Annotated in this window: 19 protein-coding genes and 1 pseudogene; 9 read left to right on the top strand and 11 right to left on the bottom strand. The window is 70.9% G+C overall.

The features are described 5' to 3' along the window. Window positions 1-5: 5 nt before the first annotated feature. The 3 genes from AB0M63_RS31190 to cobC are packed head-to-tail and all read left to right on the top strand — an operon-like array spanning window position 6 to window position 2579. Entirely contained in the window at window positions 6-596 is a 591-nt protein-coding gene (locus AB0M63_RS31190; RefSeq protein WP_366021814.1) for a precorrin-8X methylmutase, read from the top strand. Further along, window positions 593-1525 (top strand): sirohydrochlorin chelatase, encoded by a 933-nt coding sequence (locus tag AB0M63_RS31185; protein ID WP_366021763.1) that lies wholly within the window; start codon window positions 593-595, stop codon window positions 1523-1525. The genes AB0M63_RS31190 and AB0M63_RS31185 overlap by 4 nt, the downstream gene beginning before the upstream one ends. After that, complete coding sequence (cobC, locus tag AB0M63_RS31180) at window positions 1515-2579, top strand: Rv2231c family pyridoxal phosphate-dependent protein CobC (RefSeq protein WP_366021762.1); 1065 nt, start codon at window positions 1515-1517, stop codon at window positions 2577-2579. The genes AB0M63_RS31185 and cobC overlap by 11 nt, the downstream gene beginning before the upstream one ends. Before the next feature lie 27 nt (window positions 2580-2606). Here the strand turns inward: cobC and AB0M63_RS31175 are convergent, their stop codons facing one another. The 5 genes from AB0M63_RS31175 to AB0M63_RS31155 all read right to left on the bottom strand — a co-directional run bounded on the left by AB0M63_RS31175 (window position 2607) and on the right by AB0M63_RS31155 (window position 7209). Beyond that, window positions 2607-3506, bottom strand: a complete 900-nt coding sequence (locus AB0M63_RS31175; protein ID WP_366021761.1) for an SCO1860 family LAETG-anchored protein — start codon at window positions 3504-3506, stop codon at window positions 2607-2609. A gap of 131 nt (window positions 3507-3637) precedes the next feature. Further along, the gene (locus AB0M63_RS31170) at window positions 3638-4735 is read right to left on the bottom strand and encodes an amidohydrolase family protein (RefSeq protein ID WP_366021760.1); all 1098 of its coding nucleotides are present in this window, start codon (window positions 4733-4735) and stop codon (window positions 3638-3640) included. A gap of 10 nt (window positions 4736-4745) precedes the next feature. After that, window positions 4746-5537: an amino acid ABC transporter ATP-binding protein gene (locus AB0M63_RS31165; protein WP_366021759.1), complete on the bottom strand. Its 792-nt coding sequence runs from the start codon at window positions 5535-5537 to the stop codon at window positions 4746-4748. Beyond that, complete coding sequence (locus AB0M63_RS31160; RefSeq protein WP_366021758.1) at window positions 5534-6361, bottom strand: amino acid ABC transporter permease; 828 nt, start codon at window positions 6359-6361, stop codon at window positions 5534-5536. Before AB0M63_RS31160 ends, AB0M63_RS31165 begins: the two co-directional genes overlap by 4 nt. Next, window positions 6358-7209 (bottom strand): transporter substrate-binding domain-containing protein, encoded by an 852-nt coding sequence (locus AB0M63_RS31155; protein ID WP_355924936.1) that lies wholly within the window; start codon window positions 7207-7209, stop codon window positions 6358-6360. Before AB0M63_RS31155 ends, AB0M63_RS31160 begins: the two co-directional genes overlap by 4 nt. Before the next feature lie 205 nt (window positions 7210-7414). Here AB0M63_RS31155 and AB0M63_RS31150 point away from each other — a divergent pair, with 205 nt between their 5' ends. The 6 genes and pseudogenes from AB0M63_RS31150 to thpD all read left to right on the top strand — a co-directional run bounded on the left by AB0M63_RS31150 (window position 7415) and on the right by thpD (window position 12301). Then, the gene (locus AB0M63_RS31150) at window positions 7415-8515 is read left to right on the top strand and encodes an aminotransferase class V-fold PLP-dependent enzyme (protein WP_366021757.1); all 1101 of its coding nucleotides are present in this window, start codon (window positions 7415-7417) and stop codon (window positions 8513-8515) included. Between the two features lie 38 nt (window positions 8516-8553). Beyond that, a pseudogene (locus AB0M63_RS31145) lies at window positions 8554-8907 on the top strand (DUF664 domain-containing protein). A gap of 243 nt (window positions 8908-9150) precedes the next feature. Further along, window positions 9151-9657, top strand: a complete 507-nt coding sequence (ectA, locus tag AB0M63_RS31140; RefSeq protein ID WP_366021756.1) for a diaminobutyrate acetyltransferase — start codon at window positions 9151-9153, stop codon at window positions 9655-9657. A gap of 46 nt (window positions 9658-9703) precedes the next feature. Then, a complete protein-coding gene (gene ectB / locus AB0M63_RS31135; protein WP_358849565.1) occupies window positions 9704-10975 on the top strand; it encodes a diaminobutyrate--2-oxoglutarate transaminase in 1272 nt (423 codons plus the stop codon). A 28-nt stretch (window positions 10976-11003) separates the two neighbouring features. Continuing rightward, window positions 11004-11408: an ectoine synthase gene (locus tag AB0M63_RS31130; RefSeq protein ID WP_355912704.1), complete on the top strand. Its 405-nt coding sequence runs from the start codon at window positions 11004-11006 to the stop codon at window positions 11406-11408. Window positions 11409-11413: 5 nt separating this feature from the next. After that, window positions 11414-12301: an ectoine hydroxylase gene (gene thpD / locus AB0M63_RS31125; RefSeq protein WP_355912707.1), complete on the top strand. Its 888-nt coding sequence runs from the start codon at window positions 11414-11416 to the stop codon at window positions 12299-12301. Window positions 12302-12322: 21 nt separating this feature from the next. Here thpD and AB0M63_RS31120 read toward each other — a convergent pair whose 3' ends face one another. The 6 genes from AB0M63_RS31120 to AB0M63_RS31095 all read right to left on the bottom strand — a co-directional run bounded on the left by AB0M63_RS31120 (window position 12323) and on the right by AB0M63_RS31095 (window position 17415). Beyond that, window positions 12323-13324 carry a zf-HC2 domain-containing protein gene (locus tag AB0M63_RS31120; RefSeq protein WP_366021755.1) on the bottom strand — a complete coding sequence of 334 codons (1002 nt, stop codon included), beginning with the start codon at window positions 13322-13324 and terminating at the stop codon, window positions 12323-12325. A gap of 25 nt (window positions 13325-13349) precedes the next feature. Beyond that, window positions 13350-13970 (bottom strand): sigma-70 family RNA polymerase sigma factor, encoded by a 621-nt coding sequence (locus AB0M63_RS31115; RefSeq protein WP_366021813.1) that lies wholly within the window; start codon window positions 13968-13970, stop codon window positions 13350-13352. Window positions 13971-13993: 23 nt separating this feature from the next. Next, window positions 13994-15043 carry an aminotransferase class V-fold PLP-dependent enzyme gene (locus AB0M63_RS31110; protein ID WP_366021754.1) on the bottom strand — a complete coding sequence of 350 codons (1050 nt, stop codon included), beginning with the start codon at window positions 15041-15043 and terminating at the stop codon, window positions 13994-13996. 97 nt (window positions 15044-15140) lie between these two features. Beyond that, entirely contained in the window at window positions 15141-15863 is a 723-nt protein-coding gene (locus AB0M63_RS31105) for a DsbA family oxidoreductase (RefSeq protein ID WP_355912716.1), read from the bottom strand. 77 nt (window positions 15864-15940) lie between these two features. Then, window positions 15941-16432, bottom strand: a complete 492-nt coding sequence (locus tag AB0M63_RS31100; protein WP_366021753.1) for a GNAT family N-acetyltransferase — start codon at window positions 16430-16432, stop codon at window positions 15941-15943. Next, entirely contained in the window at window positions 16429-17415 is a 987-nt protein-coding gene (locus AB0M63_RS31095) for a helix-turn-helix domain-containing protein (RefSeq protein WP_366021752.1), read from the bottom strand. Before AB0M63_RS31095 ends, AB0M63_RS31100 begins: the two co-directional genes overlap by 4 nt. Window positions 17416-17451 lie beyond the last annotated feature (36 nt).

The following is a 17451-nucleotide window of genomic DNA, read 5'->3' as shown; positions in this document are numbered from 1 at the left end:
CCTCTGTGGACCGTGTGGTTCATCCCATCGAGGTGGAGTCCTACCGGCGGATGCGTGCCCGCCTGGACACCTCGCATCTCCCGCCGCTGAGCCGCGCCGTCGTGGAGCGGGTCGTCCACTCCGCCGCCGATCTGGAGTACGCGACCGATCTCGTCCTGGACGAGGGCGAGTTGGCGAAGGCGCACGCCGCGCTGCATGCCGGGGCTCCGGTGGTCGTGGACGTAGCGATGGTGGGTGCCGGGATCACCCGGCGCGAGACCGTCTGCCGGCTCAGGGACGCCGAGTCCGGGCCGGGACTGACCCGTTCGGCACACGCCGTCCGGCTCGCCTACGACGAGGTCGGCCCCGGCGCCCTGTGGGTGATCGGCAACGCGCCGACCGCCCTGGAGGAGTTGCTGACGCTGGACGCCTCCCCCGCGCTCGTCATCGGGCTGCCCGTCGGCTTCGTCGGCGCGGTCGAGTCCAAGGCCGCGTTGCGCGCGAGCGGGCTGCCCGCCGTGAGCAACGTGTCCGAGAAGGGCGGTTCGGCGGTCGCCGCCGCTGCCCTCAACGCCCTGCTGTACCACCCCACTTCACCGTCCGAGGAGACATCGTGACCACCCCGCCGCCCGCCCTGCTCATCGCCGGACACGGCACCCGGGACGAGGCCGGAGCCGAGGCGTTCCGGTCCTTCGTACGGGAGTTGGGCCGCCGTCATCCCGAACTGCCCGTCGCGGGCGGGTTCATCGAGCTGTCGCCGCCGCCGCTGGGCGAGGCGGTGACCGAGTTGGTGGAGCGCGGGGTGCGCCGGTTCGCCGCCGTACCGCTGATGCTGGTGTCGGCCGGGCACGCCAAGGGGGACATCCCGGCGGCGCTGGCCCGGGAGAAGGAGCGGAACCCGGGGATCTCCTACACGTACGGGCGTCCGCTGGGCCCGCATCCGTCGCTGCTGAAGGTGCTGGAGCGGCGGCTCGACGAGGCGCTCGGCGATTCGGCGCAGACGCCCGAGGACCGCAGTGACGTGACCGTGCTCCTTGTGGGGCGCGGGTCGACGGACCCGGACGCCAACGCCGAGGTGCACAAGGCGGCGCGGTTGCTGTGGGAGGGGCGTGGGTACGCGGGTGTGGAGCCGGCGTTCGTGTCGCTGGCGGCGCCGGACGTGCCGAGCGGCCTGGACCGGTGTGTGAAGCTGGGTGCGCGGCGGATCGTCGTGCTGCCGTACTTCCTGTTCACCGGCATCCTGCCGGAGCGGGTGCGGCAGCAGACGGAGGACTGGGCGGCGGCGCATCCGGAGACGGAGGTACGGTCGGCCGAAGTCATCGGGCCGGAGCCTGAGTTGCTCGACCTGGTGATGGAGCGCTACCGGGAGGCGGTCAAGGGTGATCTGCGGATGAACTGCGACTCGTGCGTGTACCGCATCGCGCTGCCCGGATTCGAGGACAAGGTGGGGCTGCCGCAGCAGCCGCACTTCCACCCGGACGACGACGGCCACGACGGTCACCACCACGGGCATCACCATCACGGTGGGCACGCCCATGCACACTGACAGAGCCCACGACCTGCGGCACCACGGTGACGCCGAAGTCCGGGACGACGGCGCCCGGTTGACCGACCTCGCGGTGAACGTCCGCTCGGACACCCCGCCCGCCTGGTTGCGCGAGCGGATAGCCGGGTCGCTGACCGGTCTCGCCGCCTACCCGGACGGGCGGGCGGCGCGGGCGGCGGTCGCGGCGCGGCACGGGCTGCCGGTGGAGCGGGTCCTGCTGACGGCGGGTGCGGCCGAGGCCTTCGTGCTGCTGGCCCGCGCCCTGAAGGCCCGTCAGCCGGTGGTCGTGCACCCGCAGTTCACGGAGCCGGAGGCGGCGCTGCGGGACGCGGGGCACTCGGTGGAGCGGGTGCTGCTGCGGGAGGCGGACGGTTTCAGGCTGACCCCCGAGGCCGTACCCGAGGACGCCGACCTGGTGCTGATCGGCAACCCCACGAACCCGACGTCTGTCCTCCATCCCGCCGCGGCCATCGCCCGACTCGCCCGTCCCGGGCGGACGTTGGTGGTCGACGAGGCGTTCATGGACGCGGTACCGGGCGAGCGTGAGGCCCTGGCGGGCCGTACCGACGTCCCCGGTCTCGTGGTCCTGCGCAGCCTCACCAAGACCTGGGGCCTGGCCGGGCTGCGGATCGGCTACGTCCTGGCCGACCCGGAGACGATCGGCGCACTGGAACGGGCCCAGCCCCTGTGGCCGGTGTCCACGCCCGCGCTCGCCGCGGCGGAGGCGTGCATGGAACCGCGAGCCCTCGCGGAGGCCGCCCATGCCGCCCACCGCATCGCCGCCGACCGCGCCCATCTCGTCGCCGGGCTCACCGAGTTCGCCCCCGACGGACTCCGGGTCATGGAGCCCGCCGAGGGCCCCTTCGTCCTCGTCCGCGTCCCCCACGCCCTCGCCGTCCGCCGCCATCTGCGCGACCTCGGCTTCGCCGTCCGGCGCGGGGACACGTTTCCGGGGCTGGACGAGGAGTGGCTGCGGCTGGCGGTACGGGACCGGACGACGGTCAACCGGTTCTTGCAGGCGTTGGATCAGGCGGTGACGTTGGTGGGGCGGTAAGGAGACCGGACTTCGTCCTTGAGGGCCTCAGCCTCGTCGGCGCGCCACCACGACCGCTCCCCCGCCGAGCGCCAGCAACGCCACCGCCCCGCCCGCGATGTACGGCGTCATGGAGCCGCCGCCGGTCTCGGCCAGCCCCTCCTGTGCCGGAGCGCCCTGTGGCTTCACATCGGGGGCGGGGTCGGCGGAGGGCGGTGCCGAGGCGGCCTCGGGTGCCTCGCAGGTCGCCTGTGCGAGCGTGATCGTGCCTTCCACGTCGGCCACGTTCAGCTTCAACGGGTTGACGGAGACCTTGAGTTGGAGCGCGGTCGCGGCGGCCGTACGGGATGTGGTCGTGGTCTTGGAGAGGTCGAGGCGGACCGATCCGACCCCCGGTACGACGACCTCCGTGGGACCACTGGCGGTCACCGTGATCCGCTTGCCGAGCACCGTCACGGCCCCCGGCAGATGCGAGGTGGCGACCGGCGCCTTCCCCGCCTCGCAGGTCGCCTTCGAGGTGACCGCGTCGATCTCGATCAGCGAGAGCAGCGGCAGGCCGGGGACGTGCAGCCGGGCGTGGGAGAGGTTCGTGTAGCCCTCGGCCTTCGTGTCGGAGACGGTCGCTCTCGCCGTGGCGACGTCCGCGCCGAGCACGCTGAAGGGCTGCCCGCCGTTCACCCCGTCCAACCGGGCGGTGAGCGCGGTCTTTTCGGCACTCTGCGGTGCCTGGACCTCGTTGAGGGAGACCGTGAGCGGGACGTCCACGGTCTTGTTGAGCAGGGACACGTCGAGCCCGGTGCGCAGGACGACGGCGCTCGCGCGGCCCTGGTCGGTGGTCGCGTGGGCGGTGCCCGCGCCGGCCAGCGTCGCAGGTCCGGCGGCGAGGGCGGTGGCCGCGGCGACGGTGGCCCAACGGCGTGCGGGCATGCGGAAGTTGGTGCCGTTCAAGGTGTGGGACCCCCAGAAGAGACATGCTTGGGACCCGGTAAGAATTACCCACGAAGGGTGAACCGTCAGCGATCCCGCGTCACTTCACCCCATCGTGGTTTTTCCGTGAACGTATTCGAATCGCGCGGCGACTATTCGACCACCAGCCCGTTCAGCACCACCCGTCGCGGTGATGCCAGAACGCGCACATCGGCGCGCGGGTCCGTCTCGTACACGACGAAGTCCGCCGGTGCGCCCTCCTCAAGACCGGGGCGCCCGAGCCACCGCCGCGCGCCCCACGCGGTGGCCGACAGCGCCTCCACGGCGGGGATGCCCGCGGTGACCAGTTCGGCGACCTCGGCCGCCACAAGACCGTGGGCCAGCGAACCCCCGGCGTCGGTGCCCACGTACACCGGGATCCCCGCGTCGTAGGCGGCGCGCACGGTGTCGTAGCGCCGCTCGTGGAGCCGGAGCATATGGGCGGACCAGCTCGGGTACTTGGCCTCGCCGCCGGCGGCGAGGGCCGGGAAGGTGGCGATGTTGACGAGCGTCGGGACGATCGCCACGCCCCGCGAGGCGAACAGCGGGATCAGGTCCTCCGTGAGGCCGGTCGCGTGCTCGATGCAGTCGATGCCCGCCTCGACCAGGTCGCGCAGCGCGGCCTCGGCGAAGCAGTGCGCGGTGACGCGGGCGCCGAGCCGGTGGGCCTCGGCGATGGCCGCCTCCACCGCCTCGCGCGGCCAGCAGGCCGACAGGTCGCCGAGGTCGCGGTCGATCCAGTCACCGACCAACTTGACCCAGCCGTCGCCACGCCCGGCCTCCTGCCCGACGTACGCGACGAGTTCGTCGGGCTCGATCTCGTGGGCGAAGTTGCGGATGTAGCGGCGGGTGCGGGCGATGTGCCTACCGGCCCGGACGATCTTCGGGAGGTCCTCGCGGTCGTCGATCCAGCGGGTGTCGGACGGCGAGCCCGCGTCGCGCAGCAGCAGGGCGCCGGCCCCGCGGTCGGTGAGGGCCTGCTTCTCGGCGGTGTCCGCGTCGACCGGGCCGTGGGTGCCCAGGCCCACATGGCAGTGGGCGTCGACGAGGCCGGGCAGCGCCCAGCCCTCGACCGTACGGATGTCGCGGACGTGGGTCGGGCGGTCGTAGGAGACGCGGCCGTCGATCACCCAGAGTTCGTCGCGGATCTCGTCCTCGGCCGGGCCGGCGAGGACCCGTCCCTTCATGTGCAGCACGGGCTGGTCGCTCATGCACCGCACCTTAGTCAAGCTGCTCCGGGGGCTCCTCCTCCACCTCCGCCATCGCGGGGTCGAGGAGGCGGGAGAGGAAGTGGCGGGTGCGTTCGTGCTGCGGGGCGCCGATGACCCGGGCTGGGGTTCCGTCCTCGACGATCACGCCGCCGTCCATGAAGACGACGCGGTCGGCGACCTCGCGCGCGAAGGTCATCTCGTGGGTGACGACCATCATGGTCATGCCCTCGTTCGCGAGCATCCGCATGACGGCGAGGACGTCCCCCACCAGTTCCGGGTCGAGCGCGGAGGTCGGTTCGTCGAAGAGCATCACCTCTGGACCCATCGCCAACGCCCTGGCGATCGCGACGCGTTGCTGCTGTCCGCCGGAGAGGGAGGCGGGGTAGGCGTCGGCCTTCTCCGACAGGCCGACGCGGCGCAGGTTCTCGGCGGCCACCTTGGCGGCCCGGGTCTTGTCGCGGCCGAGGACCCGGCGCTGCGGGAGGGTGAGGTTCTCGGTGACGGACAGGTGCGGGAAGAGGTTGAACTGCTGGAAGACCATGCCGATACGGCGGCGTACGGCGTCGATGTCGACATCGGGGTCGGTGACCTCGGTGCCGCCGACGAACACCCGTCCCTCGGTGGGTACTTCGAGCAGGTTCACACAGCGCAGCAGGGTCGACTTGCCCGAGCCGGAGGGGCCGATGACGCAGACGACCTCGCCCTGTCCGATCTCCAGGTCGATGCCGCGCAGCACCTCGTTGTCGCCGAACGACTTGTGCAGGCCGCGGACTTGGATCTCGGGCCGGGGACTCGCGTTCATCGGACGGCCTCCCCCGTCTTCGTCTCCATGCGGCGCACCACGAAGCTCAGCGGGATCGTGACGAGGAGGTAGCACAGGCCCGCGACCAGGATCGGGGTGGAGTTGGCGGTCGTACTGGCCAGGTCCCGGCCGTACTTGGAGAGTTCGCGCTCCTCCAGGGTGACGCCGAGGAACAAGACCAGGGAGGAGTCCTTGAAGAGGAGGACGAGTTCGTTGGTCAGCGGCGGCAGGATGATCCGGAACGCCTGCGGGACGACGATGGACACCATGGCCCGCGCCGGCGAGAAGCCGAGCGAACGGGCCGCCTCCAACTGCCCCTTGGGCACCGCCTGGATGCCGGCGCGGATCGTCTCCGCCATGTACGCGGCCGACACCAGGCCGAGGGCGAGGGCGACCTTGCCGTACGTGCCGCCGACGATCTCCGTGCCGGGGAAGGCGAGGGGAACGGCGACGCCGACGAAGATGAAGATCAGCAGGGCGGGCAGGCCGCGGAAGATCTCGATGTAGATCCCGGCGAGCCAGCGGTACGGTCCGACAGACGAGAGCCGCATCAGCGCGACGACCATGCCGAGGACCAGTCCGAAGACGAAGCCGGACAGGGTGTAGAGCACGGTGTTCTTCAACGCCAGGGTGATGACGTCGGGGAACATCTGCTTGGCGATGCTCCACTGCGCGAACTGGTTCTTCAGACGGCCCCAGTCGGCGGTGACCGCGAAGGCGATCACCGCGCCGAGGAACACGGCGTACTGAACTCCCCTGGACAGCCTGCGCCGTTGACGGCGGGTCAGGCCCTTTGCCTTCGGCTGGAGTTCCAGCTCGGTCATGAGGCGGAGGGCGAGGCGGCGGTGGCGTCGTACGGGCCGATCCACTTCTCGTACAGCTTCTTGTACGTGCCGTCGGCCTTCGCGTCCTTGATGGCCTTGTTGATGGCCGCGAGGAGTTTCGTGTTCCCCTTCTTGACCGTGAAGCCGTACTGCTCACCGGTGTTGAGGTTGTCGACGACCTTGAAGGCGTCGGCGTTGGCCTTGGTCTTCAACCACCCTTGTACGACGGGGTAGTCGATGATGACGGCCTGGACCTGGCCGGTGCGCAGGCCGTTGAGGACGGCGTCGGAGGACTCGAAGGAGACGGGGTCGAAGCCCTTGCTCTTCGCGTAGTCCTCGCCGGTGGTCTGCGCCTGGGCGCCGAGCTTCCTGCCCTTGGCCTTGACGTCGGCGAGCGAGGTGAGGCCGCTCTTCCTGTCGACGAGGACGGCCTGGGTGGCGTCGAAGTAGGGGTCGGAGAAGTCGACGTTCTTCTTGCGCTCGGCGGTGATGGTCATGCCGGCGGCGGCGAGGTCGCACTCACCGGCGTTGAGGAAGGCGCCGGTCTTGAAGTTCTCGAACGGGGTGTCCAGGATCTGCTGCTTCACCCCAAGGTCCTTGGCGACCAGGTCGATGAGGGAGACGTCGAAGCCCTGCACCTTGCCGTCGATCTCGGACTGGAAGGGCGGGTAGGGCAGGTGGGTGCAGGTGGTGAGCTGCCCCGCCTTGACGAGTTCGACGCCACCGGCGGCGGTCTTCGAACCGCTGCCGCCGCTGTCGCTCGACGTGCAGCCGGCCACGAGGACGAGTGCGGCCGTCGCGGTGGTGGCGGCCAGGGTGCGGGCCCGGCGGCCGAGGAGCGTGTTCACGGAGGCCTCCTGTGACGGAACTGTGGCTTCCGATTATTCGGAGGGGCGGGGCGGCACGCTCGTGGGGAGGTGTCGGGCACGGGGCCGTACGGGCTAAGAAGTCGCCGGTCGGAGGGGTACGGAGGGCAACGGGGGCCGCCGGTTACGCTCGTTCCCATCGATTCCTGGGACACCTTCTTGCCCCCGTGAGTGAAAGAGCACCGCCGTGACGCACCCCTTCCTCGACCTGGCCCCGCTGAGCGCGGCGCACTTCGCCTCGATCGAGGACCGGGTGGCCCGGCTGCTCGGCACCGAGCAGGATGTCGTGATCATGCAGGGCGAGGCGCTGCTGCCGCTGGAGGGGGCGATCCGTTCGACGGCCGGTCCTGGCACGGTCGCCCTGAACGTCATCACCGGCCCCTACGGGCAGACCTTCGGGAACTGGCTGCGGGACTGCGGCGCGGAGGTGATCGATCTCGCCGTGCCCTTCCACACGGCGGTCACCGCGGACCAGATCCGCGAGGCCTTCGCCGAGCGCCCGGACATCGACTTCGTGTCCCTGGTGCACGCGGAGGCGGCGACCGGCAACACCAACCCGGTCGCGGAGATCGGCGAGGTGGTGCGCTCGCAGGGCGCCCTCTTCTACCTCGACGCCGTGGCCTCCATCGGCGCGGAGCCGGTGCTGCCGGACGCGTGGGGTGTCGACCTGTGCGTGATCGGGGCGCAGAAGGCGATGGGCGGCCCGGCGGGTGTGTCGGCGGTATCGGTGAGCGAACGCGCCTGGTCACGGATGACCGCCAACCCCGGAGCCCCGCGCCGCTCCTACCTCTCCCTCCTCGACTGGCAGGACCGCTGGCTCACCCCGGGCCGCACGACCCTCCCGCACGCCCCGGCCCAACTGGAGATGCTGGCCCTGGAGGCCTGCCTCGAACGCATCGAGTCCGAGGGCCTGCCCACCCTGATGCACCGCCACGCGACGGCCGCGACAGCAACCCGCGCAGGCACCCTGGCCCTCGGCGGCGGCCTGGAACCGTACGTCCACTCCTCGACCGAGGCCGCCCCCGTCGCCACGACCCTCAGGACCCCGCCGGGCATCGTCGCCTCCGACCTGGTGACCATGGCCCTGAAGTCGAACCCCACCCTGCCCCTGGCCGCGGGCGGCGGAGCCCTGGCCAAGGAGATGATCCGGGTCAACCACTACGGGGTGGACGCGACGGCGGAGACGGTGCGGAACTCATTGGCCGCGCTGGGCGCGGCGCTGGCCGAGCAGGGGGTGTCGGTGGATGGGGAAGGTGCGCGGAAAGCCGTAGAAGGAGCGTGGCGGTAACTCACCCCTGGCCGACTGGGGTTCCCTACGCTGGCCGCATGACCGCGACTCTCCCCGACGGCCGCCCCTCCCCCTCATGACCGGCACCGAGCGCCCCATGCTCGAAAGCTGGCTCGCCTTTCATCGCGCCACGCTGGAGATGAAGTGCGCCGGCCTGGATGACACACAGGTGCGGAACTGCTTCCAGCGGGTGGCGCCGGGAGATCGCGCGCGGGCAGGAACGCTGCGCCGGGCTGGCACTGGACGTTCTCGGGCGGATTCCGGTCGGGCCCATGGCCGGGACCGAAGTCAGCCTGCGGTGGGTGCTTATTCACATGGTTGAGGAGTATGCGCGGCACAACGGTCACGCCGATATCTTGCGGGAGAATATCGACGGGATCACCGGGGCGTAATTCGGATGCAATTCCAAGTTTCTTCTGCCCGGTTTTCGCGGACCTAAACGCAAATAATTCGCGTAGATCTCGTGAGGGTTACACCCCTGTGACCCGTTACACAGGGCATCCGATTTGCGCCTTATTAACCGGACAAACTGGCACATCTTTTACGCACACGCCCGCGTGATAACACAGCGCCGCCGCAGACGTAACCCCACCCCTCCATGCAATTTTAAATTTCCCTCGGTAAATTCAATTCGCATGACTGCCACCCAAGCAGACCTGCACATCGACCGCCCCACGGTGGCCGACGGCGCCGCGTTGTGGCGTATTGCCAAGGACTCGAACGCCCTCGACCTGAACTCGTCGTACAGCTATCTGCTGTGGTGTCGGGACTTCGCCGGTACGTCCGCCGTCGTGCGGGACGAGCGCGGGGAACCGGTCGGGTTCGTCACCGGGTACGTGCCGCCGGACCGGCCCGGCACCCTGCTCGTGTGGCAGGTGGCCGTCGACGCCGCGCAGCGTGGGCGCGGGCTGGCCGCCCGGCTGCTCGACGGGCTCACCGAGCGGGTCTCGGCCGAGTACGGGGTGACCGGGATCGAGACCACGATCACGCCCGGCAACATCGCCTCCGAGCGCCTCTTCACCTCGTACGCCGAACGCCACGGCGCCACCGTGGAGCGCACGGTGCTGTTCGAGACCGGTGACTTCCCCGACGGGCCGCACGATCCCGAAGTGCTGTACCAGATCGGCCCGTTGAGTCTCTGAGACCCCGCCCGCTCTCCACCCCCCACATACCTAGGAGCGATTCCGCGTGACCATCACCCAGCCCGATCTCAGCGTCTTCGAGACCCTGGAGTCCGAGGTCCGCAGCTACTGCCGCGGCTGGCCCACCGTCTTCGACCGGGCCCGGGACAGCCGTATGTACGACGAGGACGGCCACGCCTACCTCGACTTCTTCGCGGGCGCCGGCTCGCTGAACTACGGCCACAACAACCCTGTCCTGAAACGGGCGTTGATCGACTACCTGGAGCGCGACGGCGTCACCCACGGGCTCGACATGTCGACCAGTGCGAAGCGCGCGTTCCTGCAGACCTTCCAGGACCTGGTGCTGCGGCCCCGCGATCTGCCCTACAAGGTGATGTTCCCGGGCCCGACCGGCACCAACGCCGTCGAGTCCGCACTGAAGTTGGCGCGGAAGGTGAAGGGCCGCGAGTCGATCGTGTCGTTCACCAACGCCTTCCACGGGATGTCGCTGGGGTCGCTGGCCGTGACCGGCAACGCCTTCAAGCGGGCCGGTGCCGGTATCCCGCTGGTGCACGGCACGCCGATGCCGTTCGACAACTACTTCGACGGCAAGGTCCCCGACTTCCTCTGGTTCGAGCGGCTGCTGGAGGACCAGGGCTCCGGCCTCAACAAGCCCGCCGCGGTGATCGTCGAGTCCGTGCAGGGCGAGGGCGGCATCAACGTCGCGCGGCCCGAATGGCTGCGCGCGCTGGCCGAGTTGTGCGAGCGCCAGGACATGCTGCTGATCGTCGACGACATCCAGATGGGCTGCGGGCGCACCGGCGCGTTCTTCTCCTTCGAGGAGTCGGGGATCGTGCCGGACATCGTGACCGTGTCCAAGTCCATCAGCGGCTACGGCCTGCCGATGTCCCTGTGCCTGTTCAAGCCCGAGCTGGACATCTGGGAGCCGGGCGAGCACAACGGCACGTTCCGCGGCAACAACCCGGCGTTCGTCACCGCGACCGCCGCCCTGGAGACGTACTGGGCGGACGGGTCCGCGATGGAGAAGCAGACCCGCGCCCGCGGTGAGCAGGTCGAGCAGGGGCTGATCTCCATCACCGAGGAGAACCTCGCCGACGTCAAGGAGTACCGGGGCCGCGGACTGGTCTGGGGCATCGAGTTCAAGGACCCCGAGCGCGCCGGACGGATCTGCGCCCGCGCCTTCGAACTCGGCCTGCTCGTCGAGACGTCGGGCCCGCAGGGCGAGGTCGTCAAGCTGCTGCCCGCGCTGACCATCACCCCCGAGGAGCTGGACGAGGGGCTCAGCATCCTCGCCCGAGCCGTACGCGAAACCGTCTGACATATCGTCAAGGAGGCTGTGCACCACCGTGATTGTTCGTTCGTTCAAGGAACTCGAAGGCACCGACCGGCACATCAAGGCCGCTTCCGGTACCTGGGAGAGCAAACGCATCGTCCTCGCCAAGGAGCGGGTCGGCTTCTCGCTCCACGAGACCGTCCTGTACGCGGGCACGAAGACGTCCATGTGGTACGCGAACCACGTCGAGGCCGTCGTGTGCGTCGAGGGCGAGGCCCTGCTGACAGACAACGAGACCGGGCGCACGTACACGATCACGCCCGGGACCATGTACCTCCTCGACGGACACGAGCGGCACACGATGCGGATCAAGGAGGACTTCCGCTGCATCTGTGTCTTCAACCCGCCCGTCACCGGACGGGAGGACCACGACGAGAACGGCGTCTACCCGCTGCTCACCGAGCCCGAGGAGGTGTGACGAGCATGACCACCGTCACCGATCTGTACCCCAGCCGCGGCACCACCGAGGTGTCCGTCCCGCGCCAGGACCCCGTCGTCTGGGGCTCCCCCAGCACCCCCGGCCCGATCCCGGCCGGTGACCTCCAGGCCTTCGAGCGCGACGGCTTCCTCGCCATGCAGGAGCTGCTCGGGGACGACGAAGTCGACGTCTACCGGCGGGAGTTGGAGCGTCTCGTCACCGATCCCGCGATCCGGGCGGACGAGCGGTCGATCGTCGAGCCGAAGTCCAAGGAGATCCGGTCGGTCTTCGAGGTGCACCGGATCAGCGAGGTGTTCGCGCGGCTGGTGCGCGACGAGCGGGTCGTCGGGCGGGCCCGGCAGATCCTCGGCTCGGACGTGTACGTCCACCAGTCCCGGATCAACGTGAAGCCGGGTTTCGGGGCGAGCGGCTTCTACTGGCACTCGGACTTCGAGACCTGGCACGCCGAGGACGGTCTGCCCAACATGCGGACCGTGTCCGTGTCGATCGCGCTCACCGAGAACCACGACACCAACGGCGGGCTCATGATCATGCCGGGCTCGCACCGGACGTTCCTGGGCTGCGCGGGCGCGACGCCCGAGGACAACTACCGCCAGTCGCTCCAGATGCAGGACGCGGGCACCCCGTCCGACGAGGCGCTGACCGACATGGCCTCGCAGTACGGCATCAAGTTGTTCACGGGCAGGGCCGGTTCGGCGACCTGGTTCGACTGCAACTGCATGCACGGCTCCGGCGACAACATCACGCCGTTCCCGCGCAGCAACGTCTTCATCGTGTTCAACAGCGTGGAGAACAAGGCCGTCGAGCCGTTCGCCGCGCCGGTACGGCGGCCCGAGTTCATCGGCGCCCGGGACTTCACCCCGGTGAAGTGAGGTTCGCGGGCGGCGAGGGGGTCAGAGCCAGGCCAGGGCCGCGGCCTGCTCCAGTACGTTCCGTACGGCCCCCTCGTCGCCCGTGGCCCCGCGCGGTACCGCGTCGGGGGTGTGCCGTCCGCCCACCAGCAGGCAGAAGTCGACGGGATCCAGGACGAGTTCGGCCCGCACCGGCTCGTCCTCGGAGCCCAGCACCCACTCGCCCCCGCCGGTGATCGCGAAGAGCACCGGCGGCGCGGTGGGGCCGAGCGCCAGGCCGAGGATGCGGACGGCCAGGCGGACCAGCCGACCCAGGTGTTCCTCGGGTGGCGGTGGCACGTGCAGGCCGAGGGCGTGGCCCAGGTCGTCGGTTTGGATCCAGGTCTCGAAGGCCCGCACCACGAAGTGGTCGGCGATCGGCAGCCTGATCCCCATCAACAGGGTTGCGCCGGAGGCGAGTTCGGGGTCACGCGCCTCCGGGGTCGCGAGCAGGTCCGTCGCCTGGGCGGACCAGGAGGCGACCGTCTCGTCGGGGCTCCGCCCGTACTCGTGGGCGATCACGTCGGCGGTGCGCCGGTCCCAGGCGTCCTCCCAGGCGGCGCCCGCCTCGATCCGGGACGCGGGGACGCGCGCGCCGACGCCCAGCCGTAGGGCCAAGTGCTCGTCGGCGGCGAGGAGATGGGCCAGTGTCGCGTGCGCGTCCCAGTCGTGGACGACCGGGGTTTCCCAGCGGCCGGCCAACTCGGGGAGCAGGGACCGGAGTCCGGCGACCGCCGCGGCGTAGGGGGCCGCGTGCGGGGCGACCCGGGGTGCGGCGGGGCGGGTGCGCAGGGCGCGGGTGAGGACATCGGCGGCGGGCTCGGCCGGGGTGTCGTGCGGGGGCGGGCCGTCCAACAGCCGTACCGTTGCGCGCAGTCGGGCGGCCTCGGCGGAGCAGCTCTCACACGCGGCCAGGTGCGGCGCGACGCTTCTGCGCTCGGCGGGCGGGAGCGCGCCGAAGGCCCAGGCGGCCAGCAGGTCCCGTACACCGTCGTGATCGGTCATCGAGCGCCTCCCCTCCGTGTCGCCATCATGCGCCTCTTTCCACGGCCGGGTCGGGCGGGTCTGCCAAAGACTCGGCCAACGTGCGCAACGCCGTGCGCAGGCGGGTCTTGGCGGTGCCTTCGGGGATGCCGAGTTCGGCGGCGGCCTGGCGGTAGGTGCGGCCGGCGAAGTAGGCGAGGTGGACCACTTCCCGCTGGGGCTGCGGGAGTTCGGCGAGCGCGGTGTGCAGGAGCAGGGCGCGTTCGCGGTCCACGACCGTCTCGTCCGGGCCCGGTCCGGCGTCGGCGATCGCGTGCAGGACCGAGTCGTCGGCGTGGGTGTGCTTGCGGTGTCTGGCCTCGCCGCGCACCCAGTCCACGGCCCGCCGGTGGGCCAGCAAGGACAGCCAGGTGCGCAGCGAGCCGCGGCGCGCGTCGAAGGCGTAGGGCCTGCTCCACAGGTGGGCGAAGACCTCCTGTGCCACGTCCTCGGCGGCGGCCGGGCTGCGTGTGACCCGTGCGGCGACCCGGCGCACCAGGCCGCCGTAGACCTGGTAGGCCTCGGTCAGCGCGGACTCGTCGCCGTACACGAGCCGCCGGTGCAGCTCGGTGTCGGCGGCGGAGGACACCGAAGTCGCGGACGGTACGGACGGCTCCACCGGCACCACCACCCCTGGTGCCCTTCCTAGCGTCAGCCGGACAGGACGTCCAGCAGGCGGTCGACGTCCTGGGGGGTGTTGTAGAGGTGGAAGGCGGCGCGCAGGTTCCCGGCGCGGTCGGAGACCTGGACTCCGGCCGCGCTCAACTCGCCCTGGCGGTGGCCGAGTCCGGGGACGGAGACGATCGGCGCGCCGGGCGACGGCACGGGTTCGTGGCCGAGGGCGGCGAGGCCGGTGCGGAAGCGGTCGGCGAGGGCCAGGTCGTGGGCGCGTACGGCGGGCAGGCCCAACTCCTCCAGCAGGGCGAGGGAGTGGCGGGCTCCGGCGTAGGAGAAGAGGGCCGGGCTCTCGTCGAACCGGCGGGCGGAGTGGGCGAGTTCCTCGACCGGGCCGTAGCAACTGTCCCAGGGCTCCTCGCCCGCGACCCAGCCCGCGAAGATCGGGTTGAGGCCGCCGAGGTCCTCAGGAGTGACCAGGAAGGCCACACCTCGGGGGCAGACGAGCCACTTGAAGCCGACGGAGGCGACGTAGTCGTAGGCGTCCGCGTCGAGGTCGAGCCAGCCGGCGGCCTGGGACGCGTCGATGTATGTACGGGTGCCGTGTTCGGCCGCCGCCGCCCGGAGCGCGGGCAGGTCGGCGATCCGGCCGTCCGCGGACTGGGCGGCGCTGACCGCGACGAGCGCGGTGCCGGGGCGTACCGACTCGGCGATGCGCTCCAGCGGGACGCTGCGCACCTTGAGGTCGGCGCGCATGTGGAAGGGGTTCACGACGGAGCTGAAGTCGGCCTCGGCGGTGAGGACTTCGGCGCCGGGCGGCAGCGCGGCGGCGATCAGTCCGCTGTAGACCGCGACCGAGGCCCCGGCCGCCACCCGGTCGACCGGTACCCGCACCAGGCGCGCGAAGGCGGCTCGGGACGCCTCGACGTCGTCGAACATGTCGGTCGGCGTGCCGATCGCGGCCGCCTCGATGGCGGTGCGCATGGCGGTGACGGTACGGGTCGGGAGGAGGCCGGTGCTCGCGGTGTTGAGGTAGGTGTTCTTCGGGGCGAACTCGGCGCGGACGAGGCTCTCGAAGGTCTCCATGGCACCACTCTGCGGCGCCGCTCGGCCCTCGTCCATTGCGTTTATTTGCGGGAATCCTCTAAGGAACGCTTATGGGTCGGCGCTGACCTGCGGTTTTTCAGGACTGCGGTACTGCGCAGCCGTCGGGACCGCAGGCCTCCGCGCCGCCGTCGCTGTCGGCATCGATCAGCTTGAGGGGTGCGTGTTCGCCCCAGGCCTGGGTCAGTGCCTGGGCGAAGACCTCGGCGGGCTGGGCGCCGGAGACGCCGTACTTGCGGTCGAGGACGAAGAAGGGGACGCCGTTCGCACCCAGTTCGGCGGCCTCGCGCTCGTCGGCGCGGACGTCGTCGGCATACGCGGCCGGGTCGGCCAGTACCTTGCGGGCGGCGTCCGCGTCGAGGCCCACGCCGGCCGCCAGTTCGACGAGGCGCTCGTCGTCGGCGAAGACGGAGCGCTCCTCGGCGAAGTTCGCCTTGTACAGCGCCTGGATCAGCTCGTCCTGGCGGCCCTGCTCCTTGGCGAAGTGGAGGAGGCGGTGCATGTCGAAGGTGTTGCCGTGGTCCCGGTCGCGGGTGCGGTAGTCGAGGCCCTCGGCGGCGGCCTGGGCGCCCAGGTTGTCCTCGCCGGCCTGCGCCTGCGCCTCGCTCATGCCGTACTTCTTGGTGAGCATCCTGAGCACGGGCTGGACATCGCCCTTGGGGCGGTTCGGGTCCAGCTCGAAGGACCGGTGGACGACCTCGACGCCGTCGCGGTGCGGGAAGGCGTCCAGGGCCTTCTCGAAGCGGGCCTTGCCCACGTAGCACCAGGGACAGGCGATGTCCGACCAGATCTCGACGCGCATTCTTCGGCTCTTTCCAGGACGTGACCACGGAACGGAGACTGCCTCCGCCTCCCCCGTGAACGTTCAAGCAGTGCGCTTCATTCCCCGGCCAGGAGCAGCCGCATCTCCAGATGGTGGCCGCCGTCGGACGGCTCGGCGACCCACCCCTGGCGGCGGTAGAAGGCCTGCGCCCGCTCGTTGTCGGCATGCACGTCGAGTGAGGCGGTCCGGCGGGCCTCGGCCCGCCAGTGCTCGACGCAGGCCGCGTGCAGGACCGTGCCGAGGCCGGAGCGCCACCGGTCGGGGTCGACGTGGAACTGGTACAGCTTGACCGTTTCCGCGGGGCCGCCCTCCGGCGTACGGAAGGAGGCGACCGCGACGATGCGCCCCTGCTCGACCGCGCACAGCACCTGGGCGTCGGACCGCGCGACGACCCGCCGCCAGGCGGCGACCCAGTCCGTCCCGTCGTCCGGGACGCCCTCGGGGTAGTACGTCGCCCGGGCCCGCGCGTGCAGCCGGGCGATGTCCTCCACCTCGGCGGGCAGGGCAGTGCGGATCACCCGGGTTCCCTTGACACGGTCATTGATCACGCAGGCGATGACGTGGTGACGGTCGCTTCGGTTCCGAGACGGGTGAACTGGGCGCGGTAGGCGCTGGGGGTGAGGCCGGTGCGGCGGACCAGATGGGCGCGCAGGGAGTCGGCCGTGCCCAGGCCGCAGGCGCGGGCGACCTGGTCCATGGGGAGGGTGGTGGTCTCCAGGAGTTCCCTGGCGCGCTCGATGCGCTGGTGGAGCAGCCACTGCAGGGGGCTCACCCCGCTTTCCGCGTGGAAGCGGCGGGTGAGGGTGCGGACGCTGACGCCCGCGTGCCGGGCCAGGTCGGTGAGGGTGAGCGGCTTGTCGAGGTTGCGCATGGCCCAGCCCCGGGTGTCGGCGCAGGCGGTGCCGCGCTCGGGCGGCAGCGGGGTCTGGGTGAACTGGGTCTGGCCGCCCGGCCGTACGGGGGCGAGGCGGGCGACCTCGTTGGCGACGGCGGCGCCGTGGTCGGTGCGGATGATGTGCAGGCAGAGGTCGATGCCGGCGGCGTATCCGGAGGAGGTCAGGACCTGTCCGTCCTGGACGTAGAGGACGTCGCCGGTGAGGTCCACCCGCGGATAGCGGCTGCGCAGTTCCGCCGCCTGGTTCCAGTACGTCGTGGCCCGCCGGCCGTCCAGCAGTCCCGCCTCGGCCAGGGCGAACGCGCCACTGCAGATGGAGGCGATGCGCTTGCCCTCGGCGGCGGCCTCGCGGAGCGCGGCCACCGTGCGCGGATCAGGTGTGTACCGGTGGCCCGTGCCGACGACGAGGACCATGTCCGCGTCCCGCACGACGTCGAGGCCGTGCCGCACATGCAGGTCGAGGCCGCCCGTGGTGGGGACGGGCCCCGGCTCCGGGGCGCAGATGACGGTCTCGTAGCCCGGCTTCCCGTCGATGTCGACCCGGTCGAACAGCAGCTCCGGGATGGCCAGGTTGAACATCGAGACGGGGGTCGCCGCGACGACGGCGACCCTGCGGGGACGGCTGGACCGGGCCATGGCCAGAACCTCCGGACGTATGGCGTTCGGGCCACT

This window comes from Streptomyces sp. NPDC051576 (genome assembly GCF_040681835.1).
In the GTDB taxonomy this organism is placed as follows: Bacteria; Actinomycetota; Actinomycetes; order Streptomycetales; family Streptomycetaceae; genus Streptomyces.
The sequence above is the reverse complement of the archived record's forward strand: the minus strand, read 5'-3'. Positions and strand labels throughout refer to the sequence as shown.